This is a genomic window from Pseudomonas brassicacearum (genome assembly GCF_918698105.1).
Lineage (GTDB): Bacteria > Pseudomonadota > Gammaproteobacteria > Pseudomonadales > Pseudomonadaceae > Aquipseudomonas > Aquipseudomonas brassicacearum_F.
The window spans coordinates 1-15,785 of the sequence record NZ_CAKKMI010000036.1 but is presented as its reverse complement, the minus strand read 5'-3'; the positions used below and the strand labels follow the sequence as shown (position 1 = coordinate 15,785).

The 15,785-nt window shown below is 56.1% G+C and carries 6 protein-coding genes and 1 pseudogene; 5 read left to right on the top strand and 2 right to left on the bottom strand.

The genetic code is table 11. From position 1 onward, the window contains the following. Positions 1–357: 357 nt before the first annotated feature. From LQ215_RS15795 to LQ215_RS15775, 5 genes are all read left to right on the top strand, one after another. Complete coding sequence (locus tag LQ215_RS15795; RefSeq protein WP_230151226.1) at positions 358–699, top strand: DUF6124 family protein; 342 nt, start codon at positions 358–360, stop codon at positions 697–699. Positions 700–1,132: 433 nt separating this feature from the next. Further along, positions 1,133–10,258 (top strand): hemagglutinin repeat-containing protein, encoded by a 9,126-nt coding sequence (locus tag LQ215_RS15790; protein ID WP_230151284.1) that lies wholly within the window; start codon positions 1,133–1,135, stop codon positions 10,256–10,258. A 997-nt stretch (positions 10,259–11,255) separates the two neighbouring features. Next, entirely contained in the window at positions 11,256–12,290 is a 1,035-nt protein-coding gene (locus tag LQ215_RS15785; protein ID WP_230151224.1) for a hypothetical protein, read from the top strand. Positions 12,291–12,712: 422 nt separating this feature from the next. Then, positions 12,713–13,180, top strand: coding sequence for a hypothetical protein (locus LQ215_RS15780; protein WP_230151221.1), 468 nt, complete (start codon positions 12,713–12,715; stop codon positions 13,178–13,180). 173 nt (positions 13,181–13,353) lie between these two features. Beyond that, complete coding sequence (locus tag LQ215_RS15775; RefSeq protein WP_053185568.1) at positions 13,354–13,656, top strand: immunity protein YezG family protein; 303 nt, start codon at positions 13,354–13,356, stop codon at positions 13,654–13,656. A gap of 48 nt (positions 13,657–13,704) precedes the next feature. Here the strand turns inward: LQ215_RS15775 and LQ215_RS15770 are convergent. Then, positions 13,705–15,089, bottom strand: a pseudogene (locus LQ215_RS15770) (IS4 family transposase). 178 nt (positions 15,090–15,267) lie between these two features. After that, positions 15,268–15,465, bottom strand: coding sequence for a hypothetical protein (locus tag LQ215_RS15765; RefSeq protein ID WP_230151288.1), 198 nt, complete (start codon positions 15,463–15,465; stop codon positions 15,268–15,270). Positions 15,466–15,785: the final 320 nt, after the last annotated feature.

Genomic DNA, 15,785 nt, shown 5'->3' with positions numbered 1-15,785 from the left:
CCTTTAGAGAATCGTTAAACGGGCTTGTCGTAGGAATCGACGGAACGAATATTCCCCATTGACTTGCAGGACATTTCCTAGAAAATTCCAGTCCCTTGCGCCTGCTGATTTCGGTGCCTAGTCTTTGTCCACCGCTGCCAATTAGCGGTCGGGTTTAGCAGCTCGGAATCACGTTAGGCGCATGGCAACTGCCTTCAATGCGGGCATTTTTATTGCTCGAATTCTTATGGCAGCTATGCGCAGGGCATCCTCGGGTGCGCCGGTTTCCTAACGTACCGGTCTGCTAACCTGCGCACGGCTGCCACCCACTCGTTTAGCAGCGAACGTGGCGGCTCTTACTTACGTTAGGAGCATTCCATGGACAAACTCATCCCCGACCCACCCGTTCCACCGCTGCATCTGGACATCGCTGCCGACGCCAACGCCGAACGTGTCATCGATTCCTATCTGAACCCCAAACCCGGCCAGCCTGACAAGAAGCCGCCTCCGGACCCGTTGTTCGCCGTCGTGGAGGGCGTCGATGCGGAAAGCCTGTTGGCCAACCTCAGCGAAACCCTGGCTTCCGCCAATGCCATGGCCAGCGACCTGGCGTTCGATCTGGAGGATTCTCGACGGCATGTTGCACTGGGGCTCCAACAGTTGATCGAGCTGAGTCAGCTATTGGCAAACCGGGGCCTGGATGTCATCGACCCTAGATAAACGCTGAAAACTGACAGGGGATAGGCCACGTTTGTCCAAGAGGAAGTGACAGCGCTTCTTCGAGCCGTGGCCTGTTCCTGAGGGATCTGAGACGTCGTTCTTGTTGTGTTTTTCGACACGGCCTGTGAGACGCGTCTCTTTTTTGCATGGAAAAGTCCCGCTCCCTTGAACCGAAAGCGATAGGCAGGGTCTGGTGTGCGCGTGGTTTGCGCATCAGCAACGTGAGTGTTTTAGAAGGGAAGCCGGTTTTTGGCTGTTCGTCCGCTCACGAGTTTGCTGTCATTTGCATATCGAGGGATCGAACATGTTCTTACCCGCCCATTGGGCGAGGTTATGCCTGGCGCTGCTGTGCCGTTCTCCGCTAACACTCGCTTTCACCTTCCTGGCCCGCCAGCCTTCTGCTGCCCTGCAAACCCGCGACGCCTTCTGGGGCATGCCCAAGCGCGGCCTGGCGTTCCTACTGGCCAACGTCATGTTCTGGCAGCCGATGTGGGCCCAGGCGGGCGGCATCGTGGTCAGTGCGCCGGGCACCAGCCTCGGCCAGGCCGGCAATGGCGTGCCGGTGGTCAACATCGCCAAGCCCAATGGCAGCGGCTTGTCTCACAACCAGTTCAAGGACTACAACGTCGGCAGCAACGGCGTGATCCTCAACAACGCCACCAACCCCGCCCAGGCCACGCAACTGGGCGGGATCATCCTCGGCAACCCGAACCTCAAGGGCACGGCCGCGAAAGTCATCCTCAACGAAGTCAACGGCGGCAACCCCAGCCAACTGCGTGGCTACACCGAAGTGGCGGGGCAGTCGGCCCATGTCATCGTCGCCAACCCCTATGGCATCAGCTGCAATGGCTGCGGTTTCATCAACACGCCCAAGGCGACCCTGACCACCGGCAAGCCGATCATCGAAAACGGCCAGGTGGGCCGCTATCAGGTGGACAAAGGCAGCGTTGCCATTGAAGGCGCGGGCCTGAACGCGAACAACGTCGACCGCTTCGAAATCATCACCCGCAGCGCCAAGATCAATGCCGAGATCCAGGCCAAGAACCTGACCATCGTGGCCGGGCGCAATGACGTCAATGCCAATACCCTGAACGCCACTGCCCGGGCCGATGACGGCAGTGCCAAACCTGAGCTGGCCATCGACTCCTCGGCATTGGGTGGTATGTATGCCGGCGCGATCAAGCTGGTGGGCACCGAGGCCGGGGTTGGCGTGAAGCTGGACGGCAAGATGGTTGCCAGCGGGGGGGATATTCAGCTCGATGCCAATGGGCATTTGAGTTTGGCGCAGACGGCTGCCGCCGGTGCCATCGACATCAAGGCCAAAAGCCTGGAAGCCCAGGGGCAGGTGTACGCCGGTAGCCGTCTGGACGTGAAGACCCACGGCGACCTGACCAGCCAGAACAACCTGGTGGCGCGCGACAGCATTCGCCTGGACAGCGGCGGCACGCTGAGCAACAACGGCATTATCGAAGCTGGGGTCAACGCCGATAACAGCCGCAATACCACGGGTGATGTCACCCTTACTGCCAAGCAACTGAGCAACGGCGGCAAAACCGTCATCGCCAGTCGCGACCTGACTGTCACGACCGCAGCGGCGCTGAACAACCAGGGCGGTACGCTCAGTGGGCAGCGCAAGACCACCGTCACCGGCAACGTTGTGGATAACCGCAATAAAGGCCGGATCCTGGGCAACACCGAACTGCACCTGAGCGCCGATCAAGTCCTCAACAGCCAGGGCGGCCTGATCAATAGCCAGGGCCTGCTGACGGCCAACCTGGGTCATCTGGAAAACAATTCAGGTGAACTCTCGAGCCTGAACAGCGCGACGCTGATCCTCGGCAGCCTGGACAACCTGACCGGCCTGGTCATGGCCGGCAAGAACCTCGACATCACCAACGCGGACGCAATCAACAACCAGGGCGGCGAGTTGTCCAGCCAAGGCAGCGTGACCGTGCGCACCGACAGTCTGGACAACCGCAACAAAGGCACGGTTGCCGCCAATGGCAAGCTGCTGGTCACGGCGACCGGCAAGGTCAACAACGCTGACCAAGGCCTGATCGCCAGCCGCAGTGCCGGCGTCGAGCTCAAGGCCGCCAGCCTGGACAACGCCAAGGGCACGCTGCAAGGCAAGGGCCTGGTAACCGTGGATGTAACGGGCGATATCGATAACCAGGGTGGCAGCATCATCGCCCAGGACGCCAAGTTGAGTGTCTTCGCCACCAACCTGGACAACCGTGGCGGCGTGCTGTCCAGCGTCAAGGCCGCACTGGAGGCTCGCACTACCGGCGTGCTGAAAAATGGCTACGACCTGAATAACCAGGGCGGCACGATCCAGGCCCAAGGACTCAGCATCAAAGCCTTGGCTGGGCTGTTCAACGACGGCGGACGCATCGCTGCACAAGCCGGCGATGTCGTGATCACCAACGCGGCTGCGGATATCAACAATCGCAACGGCGGGATATACGCCACGGGCAAGGTCCAGGTCATTGGCCGGGACATGGACAACAGCGGCGGCGGGCAGGTCAGCGCCAGTCGCATCGACTTTGATCTTTCCGGGGCACTGAACAACAACGCCGGCATCATCGAAAGCCAGGACAGCCTGGATATTCTGGCCGCCAGCCTGAGCAACCAGAAAGGCCAACTGCGCACCCTGGGCCAGAACAGCACCACGGTGTTCAACATCGGTGGCCTGTTCGATAACAACGACGGCACCCTGGAAACCGCCAGCCAAAATGTCGGCCTGGACACCGACAGCCTCCAGAACGTGGGTGGCAAGCTGTTGCACACCGGCCTGGGCGTGTTCGGCATCAGCCAGGCCAACCTGGGGCAGGCCGGCGGACAGCTGGTGACCTACGGCAACCTGACGGTGACGGCTGATCGCTGGACCAACAGCACGGCGATCCAGGCCGGGCACCTGGTCGTGGATGTCGACCAGTTGACCCAGACCGCCACCGGCCAGCTACTCAGTACCGACAGCCTGGTGGGCCGTGGCAGCAACTGGCGCGTTGACGGCTTGATCGGCAGTGATGGTGCCATCGACCTGCAATTGACCGGCGCCTATACAGGCAACGGTCGCTTGAGCAGTCTCGGCACCTTGGGCCTCAAGGCCGCGCTGATCAATCTGGAGCAAAACGGCAGCATCGCAGGCGGTGGCAACACAACCGTCGTGGTCGATGGCGTCCTCAACAGCTACGGTCGCCTGACCTCGGCGGCGGACCTGAGCGTCACGGCTGCCACGCTCAACAACTACGGCGCGCTGGGCAGCGCCGGGGCGCTGGGTGTAACGACCGGCGATCTGCTCAACGAACACGGATTGATCTTCAGCGGCGGCAATACCAGCCTGCGCGTAAACAGCCTGACCAACCGCTATGCCGATATCTACAGCCTGGGTGACCTGAGCATTGATCGCGATGGCCTCGGCACGCGTGCCAGCCACATCCTCAACAGTTCCGGCACGCTGCAAAGCGACGGCAACATGCGCCTGGCGGCCAGCACGATCGACAACGTCCGCGAGGTCTTGACCACCCACGATGCAGGCATCTACACCGCCTCGATCAGGGAAGTGGCCTGTATCCCAGGTGATTGCGATGGCCCCAAGCAAAACCACGTCTGGCAGATCATCCAGCGCGACAAGTTCGAAGTCACCGCGGCCAGCGCCGCCTCCAGCATCACCACCGGCGGCAACCTGAATATCCAGGGCGACACCCTGACCAACCGGAGCAGCAGCATCGGCGTCGGCGGTGCATTGACCGCCAACCTCGTCAGCCTGAACAACATCGGCATCGAAACCGGCGAGACCGAAACCTCGCGCACCTTCAGGTCCCAACGCACGCGCCACCCGAGTGGCTGGCGCGCCGCCGCGAATGACTTCACCAACAAATATTGGTTGCAGAGCCCGGGTTACAACGCCAACGACCTGGGTGGCCTTGAAGCAGCGATGAGCCGCTTCATTGGCATGACCGAGAGTGAGTTTCTGGAGTTTCGCACCCAAACCAGTACGACCGATAACCAGACCTATGCCGCGATTATCCAGGCCGGTGGCGCCATCGACATTCCTACCCAGGGCGACGTCAACAGCGGCGTCGTGCGTGGCGGCTACCACTACGTCGGCGCTGGCCCACGCACCGACACCCAGGCCGACAACGCCTTCTCGACCCGCATCAGCGTCAATCGGCAGCTACCCCCGAGCCTGACCCAGCAACAAGTCGATCCGCTGACCTTGCCGGGTTTTGACTTGCCCACCGGGCAAAACGGCCTGTTCCGCATGAGCGGCGACGGCTCCACCACGCCGACCCAGAGCACGGGCCTGACGCAAGTGCGTGGCCTGCCGGATCGCTCGTTCCAGGCCAACCCGCAAAAGTACCTGATCGAGACCAACCCGGCGCTGACCGACATGCGCCGGTTCATGAGCTCCGATTACCTGCTGACAAACCTGGGCTACGACCCGGACACCGCCGCCAAGCGCCTGGGCGACGGCTTCTACGAACAACGCCTGATCCAACAGGCGGTGATCGCCCGCACCGGCCAACGCTTCCTCGACGGCCAGAACTCCGACGACGGCATGTTCAAGTACCTGATGAACAACGCCATCGCCAGCAAGGACGCCCTTGCCCTGTCCCTGGGCGTCAGCCTGACCGCCGAACAGGTTGCGGCCCTGACCCATGACATCGTCTGGATGGAAACTCGGACGGTGAATAATCAACAGGTATTGGTGCCGGTGCTTTACCTGGCCCAGGCCAATAATCGTCTCGCGGCGAATGGGGCGTTGATTCAGGGTTCCGATGTGAGCCTGATCGCCGGTAAGAACCTGAACAATGCGGGCACCTTGCGTGCGTCCAGCAACCTGAGGGCGACGGCGGGCGACAGCCTGGTTAATAGCGGGTTGCTGGAGGCGGGGAACCGGCTTGAGGCGTTGGCGAGTAAGGATCTTACCAACCGGGCTGGCGGGGTTATTGCTGGGCGGGATGTCAGTGTTGTTGCCGTGGCCGGTGATTTGACCAATGAGCGAACCATCACTCGGCATGCCAGCAGCACTGGCTACAAGACTGAGCAACGCGAATTTGCCGACAGTGCGGCGCGGATTGAGGCGAGTCATGACCTGACGATGGGTGCAGGGCGGGATATCGCCAACAAGGGGGGCGTGCTCAAGAGCGGTAATGACATGGGCTTGCAGGCGGTGCGTGATGTAAACATCACCTCCGCCGAGCAGGTGGACAGCAACACGATGGGGAGCAGGCACCGGGACCAAACCATTACCCAAAATGGTTCCAGCGCTACTGCGGGCCGGGAGATGAAAGTGACGGCCGGGCAGGATCTGCGGGTCGTTGCCAGCAACGTCATCGCCCAGAGCACCCTGGCGCTGACGGCCGGACGCGATATCGCGATCACGTCTGCCGCCAACGAAAGCCATCGCTCGTCCCAGAGCAAAAAAGTCAAAAGCAGCAGCGATCTGGTGCGCCAGCAGTCTTCGGTTATCCAGTCGGATGGTGACCTCAGCGCCAAGGCAGGGCAAGACCTGAGTCTCGTCGCCAGTCAGCTGAAAGGGGCCAAGGACGTTGCGCTCGATGCCACGCGCGACATCAGCCTGCTGTCCGCAACGGACGAAACCGCAGAGTTCTACTCGAAGAAAAGCAAAGGCTCCTTTGGCCGCAGCAAAAGCGAACAAAGGGAAAGCTATGACAGCACCAACGTCGCGTCGGTGGTGGAGGCGGGGCAAGACCTGACGGTCAATACCAGCCAGGCCGCCAGTGGCGGTGTCACGCTGGATGGCGGCCGCAACGTCACGGTGATCGGCAGCCAGTTGAACGCCGGCAATGATTTGGTGGTGGGGGCCACCGGTGATGTGGCGGTGCTCTCGGGTATCGAAGAGCACGGCTCCTACAGCAAGAAAACCAAATCGGGTTTCCTCGGCTTGTCCAAGAGCGGAAAAAGCGAGTTGAAAACCACGGCCTCCCAAGTGGCCAGTGAGCTGGAAGCAGCCAACGATGTGGTGCTGGTCGCGGGCAACGACTTGCGTTTGCGCGCCAGCGAAACCACTGCCGGTAATGACGTGGAGCTGCGTGCGGGGTTGGTCAAGGATAGCGGCGACATCAACCTCGTCGCGGCCAATGACACCGCTTACAACCATAGCGAGCAATACAAGAAGAAAACCGGGCTCTCGGTCTCGGGTGGTTTCCTGTCGTTCTCCTCGGCGAAAGAGTCGGGCCGGATCGCGCAAAGCAGCACCAGCGTGGGCAGTCAGGTGACGGCGGAACGCGATGCGACTTTGCAGGCAGAGCGCGATATCAACCTGGTGGGCAGCGGAATTGAGGCTGGGCGTAATGTCAGTCTGAATGCCGGGCGTGATGTGAATGTTCTGGCGGCGCAGAACAGCCGATCCGAGCGGGATTGGGAGAAGAACAAGCAGGCTGGGATTGGTGTTTCTTCGGATGCTAATGGCATCAATTTCTTTGCAGGTGCCGACAGCCTCAAAAACAAGAACCGCCTGGAACAGCAAACCGCGGCCGCCAGCCAGATCAGTGCGGGGCAAGATATTGCCATCAACGCTCAGCGCGATGTCAACCAGACGGGTTCCGATCTGCGTGCCAGCCGTGACATAGGCTTCACGGCTGGACGCAATATCAACATTGATGCCGCGCGTGAAACCCAACTGACCGAGCAGGAGCGCGAAGCCAGTCGTAATGGGCTTGGCATTTCGTTCAATCATAACTACGGCAACACCAAGGATGCGGTCAGTGGCGCCGGGAAAGGGGAGAACGGCGTTAGTAAGACGTCCAGCACCCTAAAAGGCGTCGATGCCGTCGCCCAATTCGTCAATGGACCGACCGTCGACGTCAAATTCGGCAACAGCACGCAAACCAGTAACCAGCAGGTCATTGAGCAGACCAATCGCGCGTCGACGTTCGATGCGGGCAACGACCTGAATCTCAATGCCGGCAACGACGTCACGGTCAAAGGCGGTCAGCTAAAGGCCGGGCGGGATATCAACGTCAAAGGTCGCGACGTCACGCTGGATGTGGCGAAGGGCAGTGTCAGCCAGGAAAGCACTGATCGCCAAAGCTGGAGTGGGATTCATGGCGGCACCAGTGGTGGCTTCAAGCTAGGCGCCGGCGGCAGCTACGGTGTTGCCACCGAGGATGGCGTTCACGGCAGTTCGACGGCCACTCAGGTTGCCGCTGGAAGGGATGTCAACGTGGACGCCCGCCACGACATCAACCTGGTAGGCACTCAGGTCAAGGCTGGGCGAGATATTGCGCTCGATGCTGGTAATGAGCTGAACATCAGGTCGGCGCAGAATGCCAGCGACAGTGAGAGCAATCGACACAACGGTGGTGGCGAGGCGGGCCTGACGTTCGGCTCTCAAGGCGTAGGCGTCTACGTCAGCGTGAACATCGGCAAGGGCAATCTTGATCGGGAAGGTAACCGACAGCAAGAAGCCTACCTCTACGCGGGCAACCGTCTGGGCTTCAGCAGTGGCAAAGACACCAACATCAGCGGTGCCACCCTGCGCGGCGATGAGGTCGTTGGCCGTGTCGGCGGTGACCTGAACGTCTCCTCGGTGCCTGACACAGGCGAAGTCAAAGGCAAGGAGTTCGACCTCAGCGTCACAGCAACCTTTGGTCCAGGGGCCGGCGTCAGTGGCTCTGTGGGGTATGGACAGACAACCGGTGAGACCCATTGGGTCGAGCAGCAGACCAAAATAACCGGCAAAAACAAGGTCGATATCCGCACCGAGGATCACACCCAGCTGGACGGTGCCTTGATCGCTGCCGATAACGGCAACCTCAAGCTGGACACTGGAACCCTGGGCTTCAGTGATATCGCCGGTAAGGACAAGGAACATGGCTATTACCTGAACGTGGGTGGCAGCTACTCCCAAGGTGGCGGCGGCGCTCAAGACAGCAGTCAGGTTGGTAAAGGCGAGAAAGATAAAAACGGCTGGAGCATCAGCGGTTGGGAGTATGAGAAGGATCGTCAGCAGACCGTCCGCGCCACCGTTGGGGCCGGCGAAGTCGTGGTGCGCAATGACTCTAAAACCGGGGCTGATTCGACGGCTGGGCTCAATCGGGATGTGAGCAAGGCCTACGAAATCACCAAGGATGATGAATCTCGGACCGACTTGTACGTCACCAAGTCTTCGGTGGACGCGGTGATGGATCCCTCTGGGACGGTGCAGGCTTGGAAGAGCAGCATCAAAAGCTACCCCGACAGCAGCCTGAAAGCGTATGAGGACGCACTCAAGCTGGTTAGTGGGCCGGTACAGGCCACCAAGCAGATCTGGACCAACATCCAGGCGCAGCGGGTTTCAATTGATGAGGTGCCTGCTTCCGCGAGGGCTGCGTTGGGGGATGAGGTTGCGCTGAGTATTGCGAAGAACCTTGTTCGCAATGGTAAGGATGCTGGGGATATCAAGGATCTGAAGCCTGAGGATGTAGCCGCTATCCAAAGCTTCGCGAAGAGATTTGCAGAATTTGCCAAGCTGCAGGAAAGCTGCGATGCCAAGGGGGGCTGTATCTCAAATGATTCGGAGAAAAAGCCACGTACTCTTGCTTGGTATACGGATACCGATGGCACCTTGAAGTGGAGGAAGGTCGAAGACGTGCGGGTGGACACGCCGGGCAGAAAGCTGCTGCAAGAAACTGCGCGATTGCAGACGTACTTGGACGGTCTTCCAGTAGAACAAGCTCAGCTCTTGGGCTTGGGGATTCAGGCAGTCATGGGACCCGCCAAAATGGCGGTCGGTCTCGCCGGGAACGTGGTGGTCGACAAGCTGTTTGGCGACAAAATCGCTGCGGCAAAAGATTCAATATCGAAATCGATTGCAAGTGAACTCAGTGACAAAGCTAAGTCTGATCTGGAGATTAGCGATAATCTTTTCAAGATTCGCCACGAGCAGGGCCGGGATAAACAGTCTGGAGATGTGTACGTTCGTGGCGCAACGACGCTGCTGAATATCGCCTTGGGGACGGTTACAAACGCTGCAGGTGCTGCGACAGGTAAGGTCGTCGGGATTGTAGGTAAGGGGCCTTCGGATGGTATAACGAAGGGTGCTGATGGGCTGGAGATTGGTCGGGGAGATCCTGATTGGGATAAGAAGTTTGGGGAGAGTCCGCCGAAGGGATGGGTGGAAGAGGGCGGTCTAAAAGCGACTGCGACAGCAGGGAAGATTAAGATTGAGCCCGGTGCAATACCTGACGCAAACGAAACACGCGCAGGACAAGGATTATCTGGTCTTGGGTACGATGTTACGCACCAAACCACAGCGTCAGCTAAAGGTATTCAAGGACAGCGAACTGCAGACTTGCATGTTGATGGACTCGGTTCCATTGATGTGTATACGCCGCAGAATCTTGATCCGACAAAGATAGTTCGAGCGATAGAGAAGAAGTCGAATCAAGCCGGCGGGGTTTTTGTGCAGGCGGACCTGCCAAGCACTGACATGTCGTCCATTGCTGCTCGTATGTGGGGAAAGGCTAACGCTCAGAGTATAAAAACTATATTTTTCCAGAAGCCTGATGGATCATTGGTCCGGTTTGATCGACCTGCTGGAGGAGATTAATTATGTCGAAGTACACGTGTGCCTGTGGCTACGTTATGAACCTTTCGCAAGGATGGTCAGGTTATGAGTTGACTCTAATTCCTGAGTCAACGATAGAGGGTCTGGGGGACAGACTAGATAGTGAGGGTAAGCTGTCATCTGATCAGTTATATGAGGCTATTGATGAAAAGGCCATTACAGTGTATCGGTGCCCGAAGTGTAGACGGTTGCACTTAGAGGAAGAGCCAAATAAATTCACTACCTATATAGTTGAGTAGCTATTGATCGAGCAAAAAGGGGGGGGTATTTGGTTGCTAACCCTAAATAGGATTAACAAAAAAGAACAAAAAAGCACAAAAAAGGGGACCAAAAGATAAATAAATCTGAGAATCATCTGGCCGGCCTCCCCACCTCACGGAGGTGGCGCAAAATTCAAGGTGCGAACTTAGACTTTTGCTGAGGAGGCCGTGATGAAATTCTGTGGCATAGACCTGCATTCGAACAACAGCGTTGTCGTGGTTACGGTCGAAAGGGGACAGATTTATTTTGTGAGGTGAGCAGGCCTGTTGGTTTGTACGTTGATAAATAAATCTGTCCATTTTTTCAATTGTTACTTTAATTGTGCTGCGTTCCAATGAGAGGAAACAGATTTATTAGTGTGGTGGTGCTGGCTTTTTCATTGTTGGCTATCGCGTGGGGGGGTGAGTACTTTTCTTGCGATGATAGTTGCAGTGTTAATTTCACTGTTGTTTCAGACTGATTCAAACTGGGTTTTTATTTGGCTCGGGTTCCCTCTGTCATGGATATTTGCATTGTACTGGGTTGTTACTCGTTGGGACTACGTAAAGTCTTTTATCTCCGGGCGGGGGATGTGAGAGAAAAAGGAAAAAGAGGAAAAAGGGGACGGTTTTATTTTATAAGATGCTGAGGGGCGAGTTTATTGAACTCTCTCGGTTTTAAAAAAACTGTCCACTTTTCTCCAGATCTATAATTTTTTAGGATGTACTTGGAGTTACTCATGAAGAAAGCATCACTACTAATGTTGAGCCTGATCCTGACGTTGCCAGGCTGTAAATCCAACGTCAGAGACTCTTCCCCCACCGTGCTCAACGACGGCATCCAACTGCACCAAAACAAAGTGACCGTAGACTCCCAGCACGCCAAGGTGATCATGAAAGCGACGGGCAATGTCGTCCCTGTGGAATTTGCAATCAGGCGAGCGACGGACCCAGACCGGCGTATGGATGTGCAGGGGACAGTGGTGGATTCCGGTCGCGGCAAAGTGTTCGGCTGGATTGCCAAGCTCAACGAAACGGCCCACAGCGCGACCTTGAAGCATTTCCCTCAGTTGGAAGTGCAAGCTGATCCCGATCAGCCATTTGAGGTATCGGGTTACGCCACTGGCGAAAGTATCAACCGCGGTTATCGTTGCGGTCCGATCAGCACCATTTTCACGCCGGAGAAAGGCAAGGTTTATCTGGCGGAACTCCAGTTTGTTGGTGGAGGCTGTGAACTGCATACCTATGACATTACGCAGCCTCAGGAGCGTATTCCTGTCGTAGGTAGCGCGCAAAACGGTGGCTTCGCCAACGCAGTCCCGGGTTGCAAGTCGGCAACGGCCTCGGTGAATAATCAGCCGGTCACAACACAGTTTTGCATCAAATCCATCATGCTCCAGCCTTCGCAGTATCGCGTTAGCGTCAACGATCAGACTGTTTTCAGCGGTACCGATTACGAGCGCGTTGCTTTTGTAAAAACCGTTAAGGAAGGGGCCGTAACCGGTGGTTGCAATGAAATGATCGAGGCGCAGGCGGGCACTACTCAAAAGCCTGTCGCCTTTAAAGACCTGCCAGCTGATTTAGTAGCGGGCTGCCACATTACTGCGGACGCTGAGGGCAGAGCCCAACCGTTTAGTAAAGATGAAGCCTGTGACAAGGTGTTCTACAAGGCCATGATGCCGGTTTTAGGCAAGGTAGTACCCGTCGAGGTGGCACGGCAATGTGTCGTCAGAATAGGGGGGCAGACAGTATTTGAGGACCGTTTCAGTTTCTGACTTAAGATTTGAGATGCGTTTATATGAGGATGTGGTCCTCCATAATATTTCGTTTGTCTTCGTTGCTAATTCTGTATCTATATACCTAAGGAGTAGTAATTCATGTGGGAGAAAGGGGGCGGATTTATTTGCTTGCTCAGTTATTAAATAAATCCGTCCCCTTTTTCCCTCACGGTGCTTTTGGGCTGGAACTGCCAGCGTCGTTTAATCTGGAGAGAACTCTTATCTCGGTTACGACTAACCCTGAAATGGCCAAATTTTTTGCTGGCACTGGTGAGGTTTATAGTGGATATGTACCCCGTTCGTGGCTGATTGAGCAGAGTTTGTCAGGTCCCGGAGAGAGCGAATTTTTGCTAAAGCATGGCTCTGATCTTCTGAAACCAATAGCTCCAACTGGAAAATAAATTTCTGAAGAGGTCTATGTGAAAGAATATACAGAGTTGGTGGTTGATGGTCAGCTTGTAATTGCTCCCAGTGTCAGTGAATGGGAGGAGATCTTGAAAATAGGAAAATATAAAGATGGAACTATTTTCAATGGCAATCTTGAAATTATTGTGCGCAATATGCTTGATTTTGTATCTGGGCGCGACGGTGAATTCTGTTTGGGGCTACATTTAACTAAATCGTTGAAACCTTGGGTGCCATTACATTTATATCGTATGGGTGAACGATGGCAGCGAGTGCTCATTGAAAGGGTGGCTTGCGATCAATGTAACTGGGTTGGGGAAGTTGCTAATCCCTCAGATCCAACTTTATATTTCGGAGTTGATGGTGAGTTGGGAGTTGCTTATAAGGCATTATCGCTTCCTCGCTGTAATTGCCCGAAGTGTGGAATGGCGCTACCTCGGATAGCTGTGTGGGTCGAAGATATTGAAGCAGGGCAGGAGTAATTTTGTTGCAGGTACAGAGGATCGAAAGGGGACGGATTTATTTTATGAGGTGAGCAGGCCTGTTGGTTTGTACGTTGATAAATAAATCTGTCCCCTTTTTTTCCATACTATTGATGGTAAAAGTCGAACGGTATCCTTTGAAAATGAAGCTGACAAAATTCCAGAGGTGAGTAATGGTTACTAAAGATTTAGAAATTGTGAAGGAGATATTTTCTTTGATTGAATCTGGAATAGTTTTTGGTTATGACTATTTCTGTTATGAGGTTGAGGTGGGTGAAGGGTATATGGAGTCGGTGCTGACTGTTGAGAAAGATGGTGTTGAAGTAACCGATGCTGATACCGATTTTAATAGTGCCAAACTATATAGGCTAATAAAGGAGTTGAGGGCAGAGGGCAAGGCGCGAGGTGAGGAATGGCTTTCTTTCGCAATATCCTATCGCCGTGAGGGTGAGGTGAAAACGAAATTTAATTACTGACGCTTAAATGCCCGATACCAGCAAAAAGGGGGCCGAGTTGAATGGCACTTACTTAACCTTCTTCGGGTGTCCATTCTTCCTGACCTCTGCCCTTGCTGATCGACGTGTTTCCATCAGCATGGGGTAAGGCTTGGGCCTTCGCTTTATGGCGCGCGGCTCTATCCTGCCGGGACGCTTTCCGACACGTTTCTGGCTAATCAGCTCAAGCAGATTCAGCATCTGATCTTCTTGCCCTTGAACCCGTACTGCCTCAACGCAAGGCACAGCTGAAGGCTATGTTTGAAGCTCAGTTCACGAGGCAGGCAGTCGGCCAACAGAGCTGATTGCACCATGAGCATCCGTATCAGGTTGTGCGCCGGCAAGTAGATCCACAACTCCTTGACGGCCATACCCGGCGTCTTGCAGCTCAGTGCTTCAAGCCCCAGCGTAGTCTTGAGGTTGCGCAGATCCAGCTCCACATGCCATCGGTCTTTGAACAGTGATTTGAGGGCAGCTTTGGGCACCTGCTGTGGACAATTCAAAGTAGTGACCAGGATTTTCCCTCCGGCCTTCAACTCACGTACTGTCAGCGTTTCAGGTGCCTCGTCGTAATAGGCCTGGCTCATCCAGGACGGCTTTGCCTTGGGCTTTTTCAACTCAACCAAATGATCTTCCGACCCCAAGGACTTTCCCAATTGAAAGTCCGTGCTACGCCGTCGAGCGCCGTATTGTTCGAACACCCCGTCCACGCCTCGATGTTGCAATTCACACAACAAAAAGTAGGTTGCGTAGTAGGCATCGCCCAGCACAACGTCACCTCGTTCCAAGGTATCGAGCATGGTCCTGAGCAGCGTCTGCTCATCACCTCCTTTACCGCGAAAACGTCCCAACGAGGCATCCAAAACAGCACCGCTGGCGAGGCAAACAATTCCCACCAACCGGCAGATGGGAAAGCCCAGTCCGGCTTTCTGCCCACGAGATTGCGGATAGGCCTCTTGGTTGGCCGGCGTATCCGGCAGGGTGACCGTAGTGCCATCCACGAGACGCACAGGTCGCCCCCTCCAACGCCATGATGACGGAGCCCGGTTGCTCATCGATGACCCCGTGGAGCGCAACAAGGTTGGAACCATCTCCACCGGCAACCGCGCTCTGGCTTTGCAGTAAGCACCGGTATGAATACTGTTGGGTTTCAAACCCTCGCAGGAGCGTTTGATAGAAAAATCATTCACGGCATTCTGACAGGAGCGATCGGCGCTCATCGCCTGGGACAAAAACAGGGACAGTGTTTCGGTCGGGGGGAATAATCGCTGGCGATGCTTGGGTATCGACGACTCGATACCCCGCAATAGCTCTGGATCGGTGAGCAGCTTGAAGAAAGCATGGGCATTGCTGTTCGTGGCGTGCTGGCGCATACGGTGCTGTTGATGTCGGACGATTTGGCGTCTACGATTCACTCGGGCTGTGTCCTTGCTTGATCGGTGTGTGTTCGCAACTATCACCGTAGACCAAGGCCAGCCTTTTTTCATTTTTTGCAGCCGTATCAGCTAGTTAGCCGTTAAGTAAGTGCCATTCGGGACAGATTTATTTTGTGAAACGCAGAGGGCCGATTTGTTAATAAAAAAGGGGGCGGATTTATTTAAGGCGCGGAGAGCGATACCCATGCTTTAGTGTTAAATAAATCTGTCCCCTTTTTTCCTTGAACGCGATATTTTCCAGCAGTTGAGTCACGGTGCGGATGCGGTAGTCAGCGGTTTCGAAGAGGACATCAAGCGGGGCTTCGGTGTCGATCAGCAGGGTAGCGGGGGTGCAGTCGATGCCGGTGATGGGCATGTATCGGTTCATCGGTAGGACCTCATTCAGTTGAAAGGAGCTACCTCGTTGCCGGGTCGCCAAACCCGAGTCGCCATTGGGGCGACGAGGAACTATAGGCCGCCCCGCTCAAGTGCCACAAGACACCGCTTTCCGAGCTTCATGTAGGAGCTTTGGCCGTTCAGCGGCGGTATTTCCCTACATCGCTTTGTGGCTATCAACAAGGTCGAAACCAGCCGTCCGTTAGGCACATCGTCATGGCTAGAGAGGTGACCGTGGCGAGGGAGCTTGCTCCCGCTGGGCTGCGCAGCGGCCCCGAGATTTTGCGGTCGCTGCGCAAC